At 65.9% G+C, this 18,200-nt stretch carries 17 protein-coding genes; 6 read left to right on the top strand and 11 right to left on the bottom strand.

Annotated features, from left to right (window positions below; genetic code table 11):
* The first annotated feature begins 80 nt into the window (after positions 1-80).
* The 3 genes from AAE021_RS06520 (at position 81) to AAE021_RS06510 (ending at position 3,434) form a co-directional block, all read left to right on the top strand.
* Positions 81-1,568 carry a CoA-acylating methylmalonate-semialdehyde dehydrogenase gene (locus AAE021_RS06520; RefSeq protein WP_342024798.1) on the top strand — a complete coding sequence of 496 codons (1,488 nt, stop codon included), beginning with the start codon at positions 81-83 and terminating at the stop codon, positions 1,566-1,568.
* Positions 1,569-1,597: 29 nt separating this feature from the next.
* Positions 1,598-2,983 carry an aspartate aminotransferase family protein gene (locus AAE021_RS06515; protein ID WP_342024797.1) on the top strand — a complete coding sequence of 462 codons (1,386 nt, stop codon included), beginning with the start codon at positions 1,598-1,600 and terminating at the stop codon, positions 2,981-2,983.
* 184 nt (positions 2,984-3,167) lie between these two features.
* A complete protein-coding gene (locus tag AAE021_RS06510) occupies positions 3,168-3,434 on the top strand; it encodes a hypothetical protein (RefSeq protein WP_342024796.1) in 267 nt (88 codons plus the stop codon).
* Here the strand turns inward: AAE021_RS06510 and AAE021_RS06505 are convergent.
* The 7 genes from AAE021_RS06505 to AAE021_RS06475 form a co-directional block, all read right to left on the bottom strand.
* Entirely contained in the window at positions 3,431-3,709 is a 279-nt protein-coding gene (locus AAE021_RS06505; protein ID WP_342024795.1) for a hypothetical protein, read from the bottom strand. The genes AAE021_RS06510 and AAE021_RS06505 overlap by 4 nt on opposite strands.
* 77 nt (positions 3,710-3,786) lie before the next feature.
* Complete coding sequence (locus AAE021_RS06500) at positions 3,787-5,043, bottom strand: FAD-binding protein (RefSeq protein WP_342024794.1); 1,257 nt, start codon at positions 5,041-5,043, stop codon at positions 3,787-3,789.
* A gap of 52 nt (positions 5,044-5,095) precedes the next feature.
* On the bottom strand, positions 5,096-6,607 hold the full coding sequence (araA, locus tag AAE021_RS06495; protein WP_342024793.1) for an L-arabinose isomerase: 1,512 nt from the start codon (positions 6,605-6,607) through the stop codon (positions 5,096-5,098).
* Positions 6,608-6,654: 47 nt separating this feature from the next.
* Positions 6,655-7,326, bottom strand: coding sequence for an L-ribulose-5-phosphate 4-epimerase (locus AAE021_RS06490; RefSeq protein ID WP_342025340.1), 672 nt, complete (start codon positions 7,324-7,326; stop codon positions 6,655-6,657).
* Positions 7,327-7,328: 2 nt separating this feature from the next.
* Complete coding sequence (gene araB, locus AAE021_RS06485) at positions 7,329-9,065, bottom strand: ribulokinase (RefSeq protein ID WP_342024792.1); 1,737 nt, start codon at positions 9,063-9,065, stop codon at positions 7,329-7,331.
* Positions 9,066-9,226: 161 nt separating this feature from the next.
* The gene (locus AAE021_RS06480) at positions 9,227-10,312 is read right to left on the bottom strand and encodes a LacI family DNA-binding transcriptional regulator (RefSeq protein WP_342024791.1); all 1,086 of its coding nucleotides are present in this window, start codon (positions 10,310-10,312) and stop codon (positions 9,227-9,229) included.
* A 74-nt stretch (positions 10,313-10,386) separates the two neighbouring features.
* Positions 10,387-11,301, bottom strand: coding sequence for an aldose-1-epimerase (locus AAE021_RS06475; RefSeq protein ID WP_342024790.1), 915 nt, complete (start codon positions 11,299-11,301; stop codon positions 10,387-10,389).
* Between the two features lie 242 nt (positions 11,302-11,543).
* On the opposite strand from AAE021_RS06475, the gene AAE021_RS06470 reads away from it, so the two are divergent.
* Positions 11,544-12,086 (top strand): hypothetical protein, encoded by a 543-nt coding sequence (locus AAE021_RS06470; protein ID WP_342024789.1) that lies wholly within the window; start codon positions 11,544-11,546, stop codon positions 12,084-12,086.
* Positions 12,087-12,098: 12 nt separating this feature from the next.
* Here the strand turns inward: AAE021_RS06470 and AAE021_RS06465 are convergent, their stop codons facing one another.
* Positions 12,099-12,887, bottom strand: a complete 789-nt coding sequence (locus tag AAE021_RS06465) for an ABC transporter ATP-binding protein (RefSeq protein WP_342024788.1) — start codon at positions 12,885-12,887, stop codon at positions 12,099-12,101.
* An 80-nt stretch (positions 12,888-12,967) separates the two neighbouring features.
* Positions 12,968-14,056 carry an FtsX-like permease family protein gene (locus tag AAE021_RS06460; RefSeq protein WP_342024787.1) on the bottom strand — a complete coding sequence of 363 codons (1,089 nt, stop codon included), beginning with the start codon at positions 14,054-14,056 and terminating at the stop codon, positions 12,968-12,970.
* Between the two features lie 231 nt (positions 14,057-14,287).
* Between AAE021_RS06460 and AAE021_RS06455 the strand changes: the two genes are divergently transcribed.
* Entirely contained in the window at positions 14,288-15,589 is a 1,302-nt protein-coding gene (locus AAE021_RS06455) for a sensor histidine kinase (protein ID WP_342024786.1), read from the top strand.
* On the top strand, positions 15,586-16,227 hold the full coding sequence (locus AAE021_RS06450) for a response regulator transcription factor (protein WP_342024785.1): 642 nt from the start codon (positions 15,586-15,588) through the stop codon (positions 16,225-16,227). The genes AAE021_RS06455 and AAE021_RS06450 overlap by 4 nt, the downstream gene beginning before the upstream one ends.
* 52 nt (positions 16,228-16,279) lie before the next feature.
* Here AAE021_RS06450 and AAE021_RS06445 read toward each other — a convergent pair whose 3' ends face one another.
* Both AAE021_RS06445 and AAE021_RS06440 read right to left on the bottom strand, forming a co-directional pair.
* Entirely contained in the window at positions 16,280-17,773 is a 1,494-nt protein-coding gene (locus AAE021_RS06445) for an alpha-glucosidase (RefSeq protein WP_342025339.1), read from the bottom strand.
* Positions 17,664-17,996 carry an alpha-amylase family glycosyl hydrolase gene (locus tag AAE021_RS06440; RefSeq protein ID WP_342024784.1) on the bottom strand — a complete coding sequence of 111 codons (333 nt, stop codon included), beginning with the start codon at positions 17,994-17,996 and terminating at the stop codon, positions 17,664-17,666. Before AAE021_RS06440 ends, AAE021_RS06445 begins: the two co-directional genes overlap by 110 nt.
* Between the last annotated feature and the right edge of the window lie 204 nt (positions 17,997-18,200).

Here is an 18,200-nt window from a genome sequence, read left to right as displayed (position 1 = left end):
TATGAGTCGTACCCGGGAACGGCAGACTGGATCCGACTGAACACCACCGCCCCCGGGCGCCCTTTCCACAAGGAGAAACCTTGGACAGCATCAAGCACTGGATCAACGGCAGCTACGTCCCGGCCGGAGCACGCACCGCCCCGGTAACGAACCCTGCCACGGGCAAGGTGACCGGCCAGGTGTCCCTGGCCACCGAGGATGAGGGCAATGCCGCAGTGGCCGCTGCCGCTGCCGCGTTCCCCGCATGGCGCGACACGTCCCTGGCCCGCCGCACGCAGGTGCTCTTCGCTTTCCGCGAGCTGCTCAACGCCCGTAAGGGGGAGCTGGCCGCCATCCTGACGGCCGAGCACGGCAAGGTGCTCGACGACGCCCTCGGGGAAGTCAGCCGCGGCCAGGAAGTGGTGGAATTCGCCTGCGGTATTCCACACCTGCTGAAGGGCAGCTTCACCGAGAACGCATCCACCAACGTGGACGTGCATTCCGTCCGCCAGGCACTGGGACCCGTTGCGATCATCAGCCCCTTCAACTTCCCGGCGATGGTGCCCATGTGGTTCTTCCCGATTGCGCTGGCCGCCGGTAACACCGTGGTGCTGAAGCCGAGCGAGAAGGACCCGAGCGCAGCGAACTGGCTGGCGGAGCTGTGGAAGGAAGCCGGCCTGCCCGACGGCGTGTTCAACGTCCTGCACGGGGACAAGGTAGCGGTGGATACGCTCCTGACCCATCCGGACATCAAGGCCGTGTCCTTTGTCGGCTCGACCCCCATCGCCAAATACGTCTATGAAACGGCAACCGCGCACGGCAAGCGCGTCCAGGCCCTGGGCGGAGCCAAGAACCACATGATCGTCCTGCCCGACGCCGATCTGGACCTCGCCGCCGACGCCGCCGTCAACGCGGGCTTCGGCTCCGCCGGGGAACGCTGCATGGCCATCTCCGCGCTGCTCGCCGTGGGCCCTGTTGCCGACGAACTCGTGGGCAAGATTGCCGAGCGCACCAACGCGCTGCGCACCGGTGACGGAAGCCGCGGCTGCGACATGGGCCCCCTGGTCACAGCTGCCCACCGGGACAAGGTGGCTGGCTACATCGACGCCGGCGAGGCCGCGGGCGCCACCCTCGTGGTGGACGGACGCACCGTCACTCCGGACGCGGAGGGCGACGGCTTTTTTGTTGGCCCCACCCTCTTCGACAACGTCGACACCGACATGTCGATTTACCGGGACGAGATCTTCGGCCCGGTCCTCTCAGTGGTCCGCGTGGACAGCTACGAGCAGGCGCTGCACCTGATCAACTCCAACCCGTACGGCAACGGAACAGCCATCTTCACGAACGACGGCGGAGCGGCGCGGCGCTTTGAAAACGAAGTGGAAGTTGGCATGGTGGGCATAAACGTCCCGGTCCCGGTTCCCATGGCTTACTATTCCTTCGGTGGATGGAAGAACTCACTGTTCGGCGACACCCATGCCCACGGAACCGAAGGCGTTGGTTTCTTCACCCGCGGCAAGGTTGTCACCACCCGCTGGCTGGATCCAAGCCACGGCGGCATCAACCTCGGCTTCCCGCAGAACGCCTGACCGGCCCCGCAACTGAAAGGCTATGCATCATGACTTCAACGATCGACGGCGGAGCCCCGCCGCTGCTGGACGCTGAAGGCGCCCGCCGCGCCTATGAGCTGGACCGCAAGCATGTCTTCCACTCCTGGTCCGCCCAGGACCTCCTGGATCCCATGGTCATCTCGGCCGCCCAGGGTTCATACGTGTGGGACGGCGACGGGAAGAAGTACCTGGACTTCTCGTCCCAGCTCGTCAACACCAACATCGGCCACCAGCACCCCGCCGTTGTCTCGGCCATCGCCGAGCAGGCCGCCAAGCTGTGCACCATAGCTCCGAGCTACGTCAATGACGCACGCTCCGAAGCCGCCCGGCTCATCAGCGAACGGACCCCGGGGGACCTGAACAAGATCTTCTTCACCAACGGCGGAGCCGACGCCAACGAACACGCTGTCCGCATGGCCCGGCTGCACACGGGCCGGCAGAAAGTCCTGTCCGCGTACCGTTCCTACCACGGCGGCACCCAGCTGGCCGTGAACCTCACCGGGGATCCCCGCCGGTGGGCGAGTGACACCGCCAGCACCGGCACCGTGCACTTTTTTCCGCCGTACCTGTACCGCACGGCCTTCCACTCGACCACCGAGGAAGAAGAAAGCAGCCGCGCACTGGAACACCTCGAACAGCTGATCGCCTATGAGGGTCCGGACACCATTGCCGCCATCATCCTGGAGTCCATCCCCGGCACCGCCGGCATCTACCTGCCGCCGCCGGGCTACCTCCAGGGCGTCCGCGAGCTGTGCAACCGCTACGGAATCATCTTCATTGCGGACGAGGTCATGTCCGGTTTCGGCCGCACCGGCAAGTGGTTCGCCGTCGACCACTTTGATGTGGTGCCGGACCTGCTCACCTTCGCCAAGGGAGTCAACTCCGGGTACGTTCCCATGGGCGGTGTGGCCATCAGTCCTGAGATCGCCGCAACCTTCGGCAAGCGCGTGTACCCCGGCGGGCTGACGTATTCCGGCCATCCGCTGGCCGCAGCCGCCGCCGTCGCAACCATCAACGCCATGGAGGACGAGGGCATGGTGGAGCACGCCGCTGAGCTGGGCCGCTCGGTCATCGGCCCGGCCCTGGCCGGTTTCGCCGAGCGCCATGTATCGGTGGGTGAGGTCCGGGGGACCGGCGTGTTCTGGGCCATCGAACTGGTGAAGGACCGGGAGACGAGGGAACCGCTGGCACCGTACGGCAGCTCCAGCGGAGAGATGAACCAGCTGCTGGCGGCCTGCAAACAGCGCGGACTGCTGCCGTTCGGGAACTTCAACCGCATTCATGTTGTCCCGCCGTGCAACACCAGCGCCGCCGACACCGAAGCCGGGCTCGGCATCCTGGACGAGGTGCTGGAAATCGCCGACGGCCTGGTCAGGGAGCAGCAGCCGGCGTAGTCCTGCGCAGCGATGGTTTCCACGGTGCCGGCTCCCGGGTTTGGAGCCGGCACCGTGTGCCGGGCCGCCGGTGGTGCCAGAATTGGGAGGGATGTCCGGAGGCCGTCGCCTAGAATGATAAGGACGCTTAGTGGTGCGGCGTGTGTCCGCAACCCCTGCCAGCCCCCTTCAAAAGGAGACCACCATGATCGGATTTATCGTTGCAGGACTCGTTATCGGCGCCCTGGCCCGCCTAATCAAGCCCGGGAAACAGAACCTGGGCCTGCTTGCCACGCTGCTGCTCGGACTGGCCGGGTCCGTCATCGGGGGCTCCATTGCTTCCCTGGTTGGCAGCGGCGACATTTGGGAATTGAACATCTTCGGCTTCATTGTCGCTGTTATAGCCGCCGTCCTGCTCATTGGTGTTGCTGAAGGCCTGTCCGGCCGCGGCAAGGGACAGGTCCGCCGCTAGGACTGCTCCCGAGACACCGGCTGCTCCCGAGACACCGGCGATCCAGCCGGAGGAACAGGGCGGCCGGACTTCTCCAGTTCCAGGTCGAAGACCTTACGCTCGACGGATTCAAGCCGCCGCTGCAGGGTCCTGTTCGAATCGAGAGCCTGCTGCAGCTCCCGGGATGCGGCAACCCCGGGAGCCTGCTGGCGGTTGACCACCATCCGGACAATCTCAGTCAGCCCGTAAACGGCAATTCCGGCAAGAGCAACAAGTGCGAACCATGGGATATCCATGGGTGTGATCCTAGGCGTAAATCGCGGGAAATAGTCGGCATCTGACTGGTTTCCAGCACTTATTTCCGGGTGGGACCCTAGCCAAGAACCTTCCGCGCCAGGAAGGCGTTGACGAACTTGCGTTCCGGATCCATCCGGCCGGCCAGATCCTGGAAGTCCGCAAAGCGGGGATACAGTCCCTGCAGCTCCGCCTGCTCCAGCGTGAACAGCTTTCCCCAGTGCGGGCGGGGCTTCAGCGGTGCCAGTGCCGCTTCCATCTTCGCGAGCAGCGCCTCGACGTCGGCCTGCAGCGGCTTCCACGTGAAGTGGAAACCGACCGTCTCCTGCTCATAACTGCTGCTCAGCCACAGATCATCACGTGCCATCGTCCGGATCTCACAGACCTGGAGCAGTGGCGCGATCTCCGCCGACATGCCGCGCAGGATCCCCAGGGCTTCGACGGCGGAGCCGCGCTCCACGAGGTACTCGGTTTGGAGCTCATCGCCGTTGCTCGGGGTGAACGCCAGCCGGAAATGCGCGAGCCGGTCGGACCAGGACCCCGCAACGCCCATCTGTTCGGAGCAGTTCACTGCGCTCATGCCCGGCAGTGGGTGTTTGGGCTCCGATGCAGCCTTTCCGCCGAAGAAATCGGCGCTTCCGGCATAAGGCATTTCCGTGTCGGTGCGGCTCTTGAGCCACACCTGTGACGCCGCCGGTCCGGCCAGCGAACTGAAGATGCTGACGCTGTAGGCCGCGGACGTGACCGCATCGAAATTCTGCTCCACGGAAGCCCACGGGACGTCGGTGAACACATCCTGGCGCACCTCGAACGCCGGTTCCACGTCCAGGGTAATCCGGGTCAGGATCCCCAGCGCCCCGAGGGAAACCACCATTCCGCGGAAATCGGGGGAGGACCGGTCCACCCGAAGCATGGTTCCGTCCGCGGTCACCAGTTCCAGCGCCGCAACGGCGGTCGCCAGGTTGCCGTTGCGGTTTCCGGAGCCGTGGGTTCCGGTGGCAACAGCACCCGCCACGGAGATGTGAGGCAGCGACGCCAGGTTATGCAGCGCATACCCGTGCTGCACCAGGAACGCGGCCAAATCCCCATAGCGGGTGCCCGCCGTGACAGTCACCGTCCGGCCCTGCTCGTCCAGGACCGGATCGCCCTGCAGCTTCTCCAGGTTCACCATGACGCCGGCGGAATCGGCGATGTCATTAAAGGAATGGCGCGTGCCCACCGCGCGGACGGCCGGCGACGACGACACCAGCTCCGCAAGCTCCTCCACGCTGGAGGGCTGGGCTATTTCCGTTCCGGAGTAGCGCAGGTTGCCGGCCCAGTTGTATTCCTCGAGCACGTTAAAGCCCCTTCATCTGACGTGGCTGAAAATGGTGAAGTCCTGCGAAGGCCTAGAAGCCCTGTGCCAGCCGATAATACGCGGAGTTCAGCTTGAGCTCGTTAACAAAGGACTTAGTGGTGGTGGTGTCGTCGATCAGGGCCAGCTCCACACCGGCGATCTGCGCAAAGTCCTCCCACACATCCCGGTCCAGCGCCGTGGACATCACCGTATGGTGCGCTCCGCCGGCCGAGAGCCAGCATTCGGCTGACGTTTCCAGGTCCGGTGCGGGCTTCCACACCGCGCGTGCCACGGGCAGGTTGGGAAGGTCCTGCTCCGGAACCACGTTTTCGACGATATTGGCCGTGAGCCGGAACCTCTCGCGCATGTCCGCCAGGGATACGACGACGGCGGGACCCGGGTCCGCGGTGAACACCAGGCGCACCGGGTCATCCTTGCCGCCAATGCCCAGCGGGTGGATTTCCAGCGACGGCTTGGACGTGGTCAGCGAGGGGCATACCTCCAGCATGTGCGCGCCGAGGATCACTTCGCTGCCGGGGACCAGGTTATAGGTGTAGTCCTCCATCAGGGACGCGCCGCCGGGCAGGCCTTCACCCATGACCTTGGCAATGCGGACCAGGACGGCGGTCTTCCAGTCGCCCTCCGCGCCGAACCCGTAGCCGTCGGCCATGAGCCGCTGGACGGCCAGGCCGGGCAGCTGCTGCAGGGCGCCCAGGTCTTCGAAGTTGGTGGTGAAGGCACCGAAGCCGCCTTCCTCGAGGAAGGAGCGCAGGCCCAGCTCCTGCCGTGCACCGTAGCGCAGGGACTTGTGCCGGCCGCCGTCGCGCCGCAGCTCCGGAACGACGTCGTACAGTTCCTCATACTCCGCCACCAGGGCGTCCACGGCCTCTTCGCTGACGGCGTCCACGGCGGCTGCCAGTTCGTTGACGGACCAGGTGTTCACGGAGACGCCGAACTTCACCTCAGCCTCGGTCTTGTCACCCTCGGTGACGGCGACGTTGCGCATGTTGTCCCCGAACCGGGCCAGCTTGAGGCTGCGGATTTCATGCCAGCCGGCCGCTGCGCGGGCCCAGGAATCGATCTTCGCCTGGACCCGGGGGCTGGATACGTGCCCGACCACGGTCTTGCGGCTGACGCCGAGCCGGGAGGAGATGTAGGCGAACTCGCGGTCGCCGTGCGCGGCCTGGTTCAGGTTCATGAAGTCCATGTCAATGTCCGCCCACGGCAGCTCCACGTTGTGCTGCGTGTGCAGGTGCAGCAGCGGACGCTGCAGCTTGGTGAGGCCGCGGATCCACATTTTGGCCGGCGAGAACGTGTGCATCCAGGCGATCAGGCCAATGCAGGCCTCCGAGGAATTGGCGGCCAGGATGGTTTCCATGATCGCGTCCGAATCCTTCAGGACGGGCTTGAAGACAATCCGGTAGGGGATGGCTTCAGCCTCGTCGAGCTGGCGGGCGATGTCGCCGGCCTGGTCACGGACCTGGGCCAGGGTTTCTTCGCCGTACAGGCCCTGGCTGCCGGTGAGGAACCAGATTTCGCGGACGGGGGCAGTGCTGATGGTCATGTGGGAATCCTTTTCGAAGAAGAGTGCGGGGGAGGCGGGGCTCCGGACTACTTTTGGCCGTACACGTTCTGATAGCGCTCGTACAGGCTGTCGATGTCCTTCTGCGCTATGGGCAGCGGATCGCCAAGCTGGCGGCTGATGTGGACGGTGCGCGCAACTTCCTCGCACAGGACAGCGGATTTCACCGCGGAGCGTGCGTCCTTGCCGATGGTGAACACGCCGTGGTTCTTCATGAGGACCGCGGTGGAGCGGTGCCCGGACAGCACCTCGACGATGCCGCGGCCAATGGAGTCGTCTCCAATGAGGGCAAACGGGCCCACCGGTATTTCCCCGCCAAACTCGTCCGCCATCATGGTCAGCACGCACGGGATGGCTTCTCCGCGGGCTGCCCATGCGGTGGCATAGGTGGAGTGGGTGTGCACGACGCCGTGCACGTCGGGCATGTGCCGGTACACGTAGGCGTGGGCGTCAGTATCGGACGACGGCGACCCGCCGCCGTCCACCGCGGTGCCAAAGAGGTCGGTGAGGACCATGTTTTCCGGAGTGAGGTCGTCATAGGAGACGCCGGAGGGCTTGATGACCATCAGGTCCTGGCCCGGGACGCGGGCTGACACGTTGCCGGCGGTCCAGGCCACCAGTTCGTTGCGGGTGAGCTCTGCATGCAGGTCGCTGACCTGCCGGCGGAGTTTGTCGATGGTGCCGACGACGTCGGAGGTCATGGTCACAGTGCAAGTTCCTTTGCTGCAGTCTCTTCTTCGGATGTGGCTTTCGCTGCGCCGGAGGGCGTGCGTGCCGCTGCATCGCGCTGGATCTTCTTTAGCCGGTGCATCACGTCATTGGCCCCGCGCCCGAAGTAGTCGTGCAGGGTCCGGTATTCCTCGTAGAGGGCGTTGTAGGCCTGCACGTTCTCGGCGATGGGCTGATAAACCCCGCGCTTAACCCGGCCCATAGCCGCAGCGGCCGTCCGGACATCCGGATACGCTCCGGCGGCCACCGCCGCGTGGATCGCGGAGCCGAGGGCCGGGCCCTGATCCGAGTCGATGACGGAGAGGGGAAGGTTGATGACATCGGAATAGATCTGCATCAGCAGCGGGTTCTTGAGCAGCCCGCCGGCCACCACGAACTCCGTGACCGGAACTCCACTGGCGTTGAAGGCCTCAATGATGGTCCGCGTGCCGAAGGCGGTGGCTTCCAGCAGTGCCCGGTACATATCCTCGGGGCGGGTGGCCAGGGTCTGTCCCACAAAGACGCCGGACAGCTCATGGTCCACGAGCACTGATCGGTTGCCGCTGTGCCAGTCCAGGGCCACGAGACCGTGCTCGCCGATGGCCTGCTCGGAGGCAAGAGCCGTGAGGTATTCGTGGACGCCGGTGCCGGCGTCGGCCGCTGCGTCGACGTAGCGCGGCGGCACGCAGTTGTTGACGAACCAGCCGAAGATGTCGCCCACACCGCTCTGGCCCGCTTCATAGCCCCAGAGCCCCTCCACGATGCCGCCCTGCACGGCACCGCACATGCCCGGAACCTCGTGGATCTCCTCAGCGTTCATGACGTGGCACGTGGAGGTTCCCATGATGGCCACCATCTGGCCGGGCTGCACGGCGTTTGCCGCCGGTGCGGTCACGTGGGCGTCCACGTTGCCGACGGCGACGGCGATGCCTGCGGGAAGGCCGGTCCATTCCGCGGCGCGCGCCGACAGTGTGCCGGCCGCCGAGCCCAGCTGGCCGATGGTGTGTTCAAGCTTGTCCGACACGAATCCGGCGAACTTGGGGTTCAGGGCCGCGAGGTAGTCCTCGGAGGGGTAGGCGCCGTCCTGGTAGATGCCCTTGTATCCTGCGGTGCAGGCGTTGCGGACGTAGGTGTCGGTGAGCTGCCAGACAATCCAGTCGGCTGCTTCAACCCAGTGATCCATGGCCGCGTAAATTTCCGGATCTTCCTCCAGGATCTGGAGGGCCTTGGCGAATTCCCATTCCGAGGAAATAAGTCCGCCGTAACGTCCCAGCCATGCTTCACCCCGTTCCGCTGCCAGGGTGCTGATTCGCACGGCCTGGCCCTGTGCGGCGTGGTGGCGCCACAGCTTCACGTAGGCGTGCGGCCGTTCGGAAAACTCCGGCAGTTCGTTGAGCGGGGTTCCATCGCCGGTTACCGGGACCATGGTGCAGGCGGTGAAGTCGGTGGCCAGTCCAATGACTGCCTCAGGATTGATTCCGGCGCTTGCCAGCGCTGCGGGAACGGCGTTGGTGAGCACGTCCACATAGTCCTGCGGAACCTGCAGCGCCCAGTCCGGGGGCAGCCGGACGTCGCTGCCCGGAACGCTGTCCGTAATGACGGCGTGCGGGTACGAGTGGACGGCAGAGCCCAGTTCCGTACCGTCGGACACCCGCACCACCACCGCCCGTCCGGAGAGGGTGCCGTAGTCCACCCCGATAACGTACTGCTCGTCCGGATTGGTGTTGCTCATGGGGTCCTCCTGTGGCGGCCGGAGAACCGGCCAGGCAAATCGTCATTGATCGTGTTAGCGCTAACAATTAGATGTGCGGTGCGTCTCAATGTCAAGGCCGGCACACTACGTGACCCTTTGCGGGCGGGTCGGCGGCGGGTGACCGGGCCCGGCGGCAGGCCTTACTTCGCCGGGGGAGCGGTGCTGCTGCGCACAATGAGTCCGGACTCCGGCGTGCTTTCCGCGCCGCGGGGATCCGGCGCTGCGGCCGGCCCCGGCTCCGCGGCGCCGGAACCGGCCGCCGTGCCGGATCCGCTTGCGTTCCGGCTGGTGCCGCCGCTGACCTCCAGCAGAAGGTGGTCGATGCAGAACCGGCCCATGCCCCGGAAATCCTGGCGAACCGTCGTCAGCGGAGGCAGGAAGTATGCGGCTTCGGGCTGGTCGTCAAAGCCGACCACACTGATATCGCCGGGGACACTGATGCCCCGTTCATGCAGCGCACGCATGAACCCCAGCGCCATCTGGTCGTTCGCCACAAACACGGCACTGTGGGCGGCGGCGTCGAACTCCAGCCCGTTTCGGTAACCGGACTCCGCTCCCCAGTCACCGGTCATGGGCGGTGCAGCCACCAGTCCGCGCGCCAGGAGCTCCCCGCGCCAGCCCGATGCCCGCCGCTGCGCATCCATCCACTGCTCGGGACCGGCCAAATGGGCAATGCTGCGGTGGCCCAGATCCGCGAGGTGCCCCACCGCCATCCGTGCCGCCTGTTCCTGGCTGCCCTCCGGAGCGAGACCGCCGGCGACTATTTCCAGAGGAATCTTCAGTTCCAGGTCACGGAAAAGATCAACGCCGGCCTGGACGGGTGCCACCACCACAATCCCGTCCGGCGCCTGGTTCAGCAGATGGTTCACTGATTCCAGGACGGCGTCTCGGGTCAGTTCGCGCAGGCCGGCAACACTGACAAAATATCCGTTGCGGAACGCCGCTTCCTGCAGGCCCAGCAGGGTGCTCGCCGGACCGTACTGCTCAAGCTCCGTGATGATCACCCCGATGACTTTGGACGAACGCGTCACCAGCGACCGCGCCGCAGCGTTCCGCCGGTACCCGAGTTCGCTGATGGCAGCGGAAACCTTCTCCTTGGTGCCGGCGCTGACGTTGGGATGGTCATTGAGTACCCGTGACACCGTTTGGTGGGAAACCCCGGCCATCCGGGCCACGTCTTCCATGGTGGGCGGCGCGCCGGAGAGCCTGCGCTGTAACGATGGCATGGGCTGCTTTCTGTTGGTGTTGCGGATACTCGTCCAGCGCGTATTCTGCCGGTGCCGCGGTGGCACCGGCAGGGTTATCCGGCGCTGATGGAGTAGGAGAAGCAGTGTTCGTCGCCTGGTTTCAGCACCACGAGGTCAGTGCCGGTGTTAAAGGCGTCCGGCGGACAGGACATGGGTTCCACGGCCATGCCAAGACGTCCCAGCTCTTCCCCCGAGTAGACCTGCAGCCACGTCGATCCCGCCGGACCGGCCGGGCTGGACAGCACTGTGGATTCTCCGGTCTCAGGATTGCTGAGGCTGACCTGCCATCCGTCGCCGGGAAGCCCGGTGAAAGCGTGATCCAGGCTCATGGACCCCAGCAGCCGGGGCTGGGCAAAATCGAAACGGGTTCCGGCGGTGTCCTTCAATTCCACCGGCAGCAGGCGCTCATTGGTCATGAGCACGCGGGCAGCGGTAAAGCCCACCTCGCAGCGATCCACGGGCAGCTGCCCGACGGTGAGGTAGGGATGTGAGGAAACCCCGTAGGGTGCTGCCGTGCGTCCGGCATTGACGGCCCGGATCTCCACGGTGAGACCGGCATCGGCACTCAGGCTGAACTCGGCGGACAGCAGCAGCTGGTGCGGGTATCCGGGCTGCCCATGCAGCGTGTGTTCCAGGACAACGGAGCTTTCCGACCGGGAAGCAACCTGCCAGTCAGCCCAGACCACCAGGCCGTGAAGCGCGGTTCCCGTGGAAGCTTCGTTCACGGGAACGGAATACTCCCGTCCCTCGAAAACGTAGGTGCCGGAGCCAATCCGATTGGGCCAGGGAACCAGCGTCTTGCCCGCGTACGCGTGGGGCACGAGATCCGGATCAAAGGGCAGGACGAGGTCCCGTCCGTTCAACCGCAGGCTTTGGATTCCGGCCCCGACCGTCGCTATGCCGGCACTGTACTGCCCCCCCTCGAGGGCGATGATCTGCCCGTTGGGGTTAGTCAGGGGATGGTTCATGGTCCGGCTCCTGTCGGCGGCGGGGTCCCCAAGTTGTCCTGGAAACTGCCCGGTCTGCGTCGTGCGTGCGCTGCGATTTTAGAGTTTACCTGTGAGCGCTAACAAGCACGGTTTGCCTGCCCCGCCGGGAACATCGAGGGACAAGAAGACGTTTACCGGAGGGAGCATTTTGCTGACCGCTGGCGCCGGGACGTGCCCCTCCCGGCATGGGGGCGCCACAAGCTGCTGAAAGGAAGGAGCCCTTGGAAATAACGACTACTCTCCGCCGGATCGAGCCCCGCGCGGCTGCCGACGGATCGCAGATCTTCGCACTCGCCACCGACGCCGGTCTGCTGCTGACCGAGCCGCATAATCTGGCTCCGCGCAGGCTCGCCGAAGTGATGCCCCTGAACCGCCGCATCCGCGCCAACGTGGCGCTGACCGTGGGAGACACTGACCTCGCGGTCCGTGACTGGCGGATGGCCCGCCCCTCCGAGGTGCTGCCGGAAGTCACGCTGACAGGCATCGACTGGGATGGCAGGTTCGGGATGCCCGCCGACTACTACGACTACGACGACGCCGCCGGCGCAGCGCCGGACACCCGCTGGGCCGTTGTTCGACATGGCCCCGACCGCCGATTTGTGCTCGACCCGACCGCCGATTACCGCCGCGCTTTTGCCGTGGCCCGCGAACACAACCTGGGGGACGATTACCGTGCCGATTCCTTTGATGACCGGTTTGTCGTGATTTCCGCGCCACTGGCCGCCTGGAACCACTACGCCGCGAACGGACCCCGCACCGACTGAAACCCCCGGGCACTACCGGGCGTAAGTCCCCCGGGAGCCCGGGGCCAGCACCCCGTCGCGCATTGTTGCGACGGCGTCGGTCAGCGGAACAAAGTCGGTGTCATGTGTGACCATGACCGTTCCGAAGCCGAACTCCCTGGTCAGGGCCACCAGCAGCTTGACGATGCTCTCGGAGCGTTCATGGTCCAGGGCCGCCGTGGGCTCATCCACCAGCATCAGGGCCGGGCTGCCCATGAGCGCACGGGCGATGTTCACGCGCTGCCGCTGCCCGCCGGACAGCTGGTGCGGACGTTTCCCCGCCGCCGGAGCCAGGCCCACCAGATCCAGCAGTTCCCTGGCCCGCCGCTCCGAGGAAGCTGACCGGATTCCCCGCAGGCGGTCGGTGATGACCAGCTGTTCCACGGCAGTAAGGGAGGGCAGCAGGTTGGGCTGCTGGAAGATCAGGCCCACTTTGCCGCGGCGCAGGGTGGTGCGTCCGGCGTCGTCGAGTAATGCTGTGTTGGTTCCGGCCACCTCCACCTTTCCCGCGGTTGGCTGGATGAGGGTTGCCGCAACGGCCAGCAGCGAGGACTTGCCGGACCCTGAGGGGCCCACCAGGGCCAGCACTTCGCCGGCCGGCACCTGCAGGCTGACGTTGTCCAGCGCCTTCAGGGTCCCCTCGCCGTCGGGGTACTCGAGGGTGACTCCGGCGAGGTCCAGAGCGGGGACCGGGCCGGCGGATTCCGGGCGGGCGAATTCCGGGCCGGCGGAGGCAGGGACGAAGTCGGGGACAGCGGCGGCGGACTGGGGAGTGGAATGCATGGGGGATTCCTTTCAGGAAGCTGGGGAGGTTACGCAGTGCGGGTCACGGTGGCTGACGGCCGCAGAAGCCGGGTGGTGTGTCAGTTCCCGCCCAGTGCGGTCAACGGATCAACCTTGGTGACACTGCGGACGGCGAGCGCGGCACCGGCCAGTCCCAGCAGGACGATGCCGGCAACGGGAAGCACTGTTGTGGTGAAACTGAGCAAAAACGGCGCCACTGTTGCTGCAACAGCGCCCAGGCCCAGGCCCACCAGGCCACCGGCAACGGCTCCGCCGATCAGGACGATTGCTGCCTGGGCCAAGGCATCGCGGAGCAAGTAGGCGGAGGAACCGCCAAGAGCCTTGAGCACGGCAATGTCGCGGGTGCGCTGCACGGTCCAGACAGTCAGGAACGCCACGATGACCAGCGCGGAAATGCCGTAGAGGAAAACCTGCATCATCAGCAGCGAACCGTTTTCGGAGGAGTAGGATCCCAGGGCCTGGTAGGAGCCCCGAACATCGGTCGAAACGGTGCCGGCGGCGGCATCAGCCTGGGCGGCGGCTGCTTCGGAGGCGTCGGCGACAATGACGGTGGCAATGGGAGCCTTCGGCAGGCCGGCGTCGTTGGTGTGCGCCACCTGCTGCCAGACGTCCAGCGATGTCCAGGCCACCGGGGTGTGACTGTACCAGGAGTCACTGGAAACGGCAGTGACCGTCAGCTCGCGCCCGCCCAGTGCCACGGTACCGCCGATGGAAACGCCGAGGTCCTCAGCGGTGGAGGCGCCCAGGATGACCCCGGCCTCGTCCACTGCTCCGGGGGCCAGTGAAGACCCGGGTTCGACGCCGAAGACGGCCACATTGGCGGTGGACCCGGCAACGGCACGGGTTTGGGTGATGCCCAGCGGTTGTGCGCCGGCAACCCCGTCGGTGGCCCGCCACTGCCGCAGCTGCTGTTCCGTCACCACCGATTCGGTGTAGGAAGCCTTGGGTTCCCCATCGCCGGGAGCGCCAAAGGCCACTGAACTGACTCCGTCTCCGGCCAGGCCGGCGATGGCTGCCGTGTTTTGGTTACCCAGTCCCGCGGTGAGCCCTGAGAGCAGCACGAGCAGGAGCGAGATCAGCGCGACGACGCTGCCCATCAGGGCGAAGCGGCCCTTGGCGAAACGAATGTCACGAAGTGCGAGATACACGGAAAGTCCTTTCATCACGGCCGGGGTTCCGGCCGGTTTTGTCCACGGTTCCCAGCCTTCCGTTGATCCGGGTGCAAACCATCGGAAGCGCGGTTGATTAGCAGCAGCCATGGGGGTGAGGCCTGGGTCCACCGTTTGGTTGATGTGCCGCTGACCGGGGCCGCCTACGCTGGAAGCATGAATGCCCGTGCCCAACGCCGCCCCCTAGTAACCGGCACCGAGCTTGGGGGCATGAATGTGTGGGCAGAGGGCCCGGCTGGTTCGGTACGGGCGGTCCCCGGGTCACCGGGCGACATGGTGCTCCGCGCGCTCCGTACCGCCCTGCACGCGGCCTTTGCCGGCTTGCTGCTGCTGGCCCTGGTGCAGATGACCCTGTCGCCGCCGGCCCTGCCGGCGCAGGTATGTGCTTACGTCCTGAGCGTGCTGCTTGCCGGCATTTACCTGGCCGGGACAGTCACCGAGAAGCGGTTCGCCACCACAGGAACAGGTCCGGACCCCAGCAGGTACGGGCCCGTATGGCTGGCCATTGTGACTGCACTGTGGCTGTGCCTGTTGATCATCAGTCCCGAATTCTCCTGGGTGGCCTTCCCGCTGTTTTTCCTGGATCTGCACCTGCTGCGCACCGGCCCGGCGCTCGCCGCCGTGGCCCTGACCACCGCGGCTGTTGTCGCCGCTCAGTTCGTGCGGGCCGGCCAGCCGACTGCCCCTGCGCTCCTGGGTCCGGCCATCGGCGCATTGTTTGCCGTGATCATGGGCAGCGCCTACTCTGCCCTGCACCGGGAGAGCGTCAATCAGCGCCGGGCGCTCGCTGAACTGCACCGTACCCGCGGTGAGTTGGCTGCTTCACAGCATGAGGCCGGCATGCTGGCCGAGCGCGAACGGCTGGCCCGGGAAATCCACGACACCCTGGCCCAGGGGCTGTCGAGCATTGTGCTGCTGGCCCGTGCTGCAGGCAGTGCCCTGGACGGCGGAGACACGGCACTGGCGCGGGAGCGCATCACCCTGGTGCAGGGCACGGCCGCCGAGAATCTGGCCGAGGCCCGCAGGTTTGTCCGCGGCCTGGCCGCAGCGCCGCTGGAGCGGGGTTCGCTCGATGCACGCCTTGCCGCACTGTGCTCGGACACGGCCCGGCGCTCGGCCGCCGGAGGGGGACGGCTCGAGTGCGTTTTCCGGGTGGACGGCACACCCGTGCCCCTGCACGCTGCGTATGAAGCAACTCTGCTGCGCGCCGCGCAGTCACTGCTCGCCAACATCGTCTCGCACGCGGGGGCGTCCTCCGCCGTCGTAACGCTTGAATACTCGCCGGACTCGGTGGCCCTGGACGTTTTCGACGACGGCGCGGGCTTTGACCCTGCCGATCTTCCCACCGGTCCGCGGCCCGACGGATCCGGCTTCGGACTGTTGTCGCTGCGCGAACGGGTCACCGCCCTGCACGGAAGCCTCAACGTCGAGTCGGCGCCCGGTGAGGGGACGGTGGTGGCCCTGCGGCTGCCGCTGGAAAGCGGAGCACCGAATCGGGAGAGAAGCTCATGAGTCCCACCCGCATCCTCCTGGTGGACGATCATCCCGTGGTCCGGGCGGGACTGCGTGCCATGCTGGGTGACTTCGAGGGCGTGGAAGTGGCGGCAGAGGCCGCTGACGGTGCTGCCGCCATCGCTGAACTGGACCGGCTGCAGACGCTGGGAACTCCGGTGGACGTGGTGCTCATGGACCTGCAAATGGCCCCGGGCATGGATGGAGTCACCGCCACCCGGCAGATCCGCGCCGCCCAGGGCCCACCGGTGCTGATCCTGACCACCTACGACAGCGACGCCGATATCCTTGCGGCCATCGATGCCGGCGCCGCCGGCTACATGCTCAAAGACGCGGCGCCCGAAGAGATCCGCAGCGCCGTCACGGCCGCCGCCGAAGGACGGACCGCGCTGGCGCCACAGGTCGCCGGACGCCTGCTGGGGCAACTGCGCAATCCCGAAACAGCCCTGAGTCCCCGGGAACTGGAGCTGCTGGAACTGCTGGCCGACGGCATGGCCAACCGGGCAATGGCCCGGGCCCTGTTCATCTCCGAAGCCACGGTCAAGACCCATTTGGTGCACATCTACGAGAAACTCGGAGTGGATAACCGCACGGCCGCCGTCAACGAGGCACGCAAGCGCCGCATTATCCGCCGCTAGAGTGGGCCGGGCGTCACCTGCTGGACGTCACGGGCCTGCGTGACCGCCGGCGTCATTGGCCGACATCCCGGGGGCCGGACAGACGGTGGATCCGAGCTTCCCAGGGCCGCAGCACACCCGGCTCACCGCTCACGGAATAATTTCCCAGGACCAGCTGGTTCCGGCGCTCGTAGGTCGGCACCGCCAACAGCTCATCGGACACATTGCACATCACACCCAGTTCCTCGTCGCCCAACCGGCGGCGGAACGCAAACAGTGCCGGATCGCTGGGGTCCATCAGCTCAAAGTCCCCCAGGGCGACAACCGGGGATGCATGGCGCAGGGCGATCAACCGCTGGTAGTAGCGGAACACGGACTGTGCCGCCGCCCGGTCCGCCTCCACGTTGAGGGTTGGGTAGTTGGTGTTGACGTCAATCCAAGGTGTCCCGGTGGTAAAGCCCGCATTGGGGCCGTCATTCCACTGCATGGGAGTGCGGGCGTTGTCCCGGCTCACCCGGTTCAGGATGGCAAGCACGCGCTCCGGCGCAATCCCGCGGCTGAGCGCGAATTCATATAAGGCCAGCGACTCAACATCCCGGTACTGGTCCAGCGAGGTAAAGCCCGCATTGGTCATGCCAATTTCCTCGCCCTGGTAGATGAAGGGCGTGCCGCGCTGCAGGTGCAGGAGGGTGGCCCACAGCGTGGCTGATTCGTAGCGGTACTCAGTGTCGTTGCCGAAACGTGAAACCGAGCGCGGCTGGTCATGGTTGCCCAGGTAGAGGCTGTTCCAGCCGCGGTCGGCCAGCGCTCGCTGCCACCGGTTCCAGATACTTTTCAGGTCCTGCAGCTTCATCGGCAGATGGTTCCATTTTCCGCCGGCGCCCTGGTCCAGCCGCATGTGTTCGAAATGGAAGACCATGTCCAGTTCCCCGCGCAGCGGGTCGGTGAAGAGCACCGCCTCGTCAACTGTCACGCCGTCGGTCTCTCCCACCACCAAGTATTCTCCGTCCCGGTAGCTGAACACGGCGCGCATCATTTCCTGGATGAACTCGTGGACCCGGGGGCCGGACACAAAATAGGGGGAGCCGTCCGCATACATGCCGCCGGCGGACACCGGGCTGTCCGGCAGGGAGGGACGTTTGGAAATGAAGTTGATGGCGTCCATGCGGAAACCGTCAATGCCGCGGTCCAGCCACCAGTTCATCATGTCGTACACGCGCCGGCGCACCCTGGTGCTGTCCCAGTTCAGGTCCGGCTGGTGCGGGCTGAAGAGATGCAGGTAGTACTGCTCGGTCTCCGGATGATAGGTCCATGCGCTGCCGCCGAAAACCGAACCCCAGTTGTTGGGCTCGGCGCCCGGCTCATTGGGGGAGAAGCCGCGCCGGGGATCCCGCCAGAAGTATGAGTCCCGGGACACGTTGCTGCGCGAGGAAGATGACACCACAAAGGCCGAATGCTCATCGGATGTGTGATTGACGACGAGGTCCATGATGAGCTTCATCCCGCGCCCGTGCACTTCGGCCAGCAGCCGGTCGAATTCCTCCTCGGTCCCGTAGAGGGCATCTATCCGGCGGTAGTTGCTGATGTCGTATCCGTTGTCGTGCTGGGGGGGACTGGTGAATGGGGGAGAGCCAGAGGACGTCCACGCCGAGCTCGCTGAGGTAGTCCAGGTGGTTGATGATGCCGGTCAGGTCGCCAACTCCGTCACCGGAAGTGTCGGCGAAGCTTCGGGTGTAGATCTGGTAGACGACGGCGTTGGTCCACCATGCCGGCTGGTAGGGATTCCTCATGGAGCAGCAGTCCTTTCGCAGGCCCGCGGAAACGGGCGGCGCGGACGGCGCCCGGGAGCGAACCGGGTGGATCCAGCTTATGTTCGGCTCTCCGCCACAGACAGGGAACGCAGCTTCCGGCCCGCCGGGAGCGGGAAATTCCTGCCCCGGACCGACGGCGGATTTTTGTTCAACAACCCGACAGGCGTAACGTGGTTCCGCTGG

It is taken from the genome of Arthrobacter citreus (genome assembly GCF_038405225.1).
In the GTDB taxonomy this organism is placed as follows: Bacteria; Actinomycetota; Actinomycetes; order Actinomycetales; family Micrococcaceae; genus Arthrobacter_B; species Arthrobacter_B citreus_A.
Note: the sequence above shows the minus strand (reverse complement) of the source record. Positions and strands in the feature narration are given on the sequence as shown.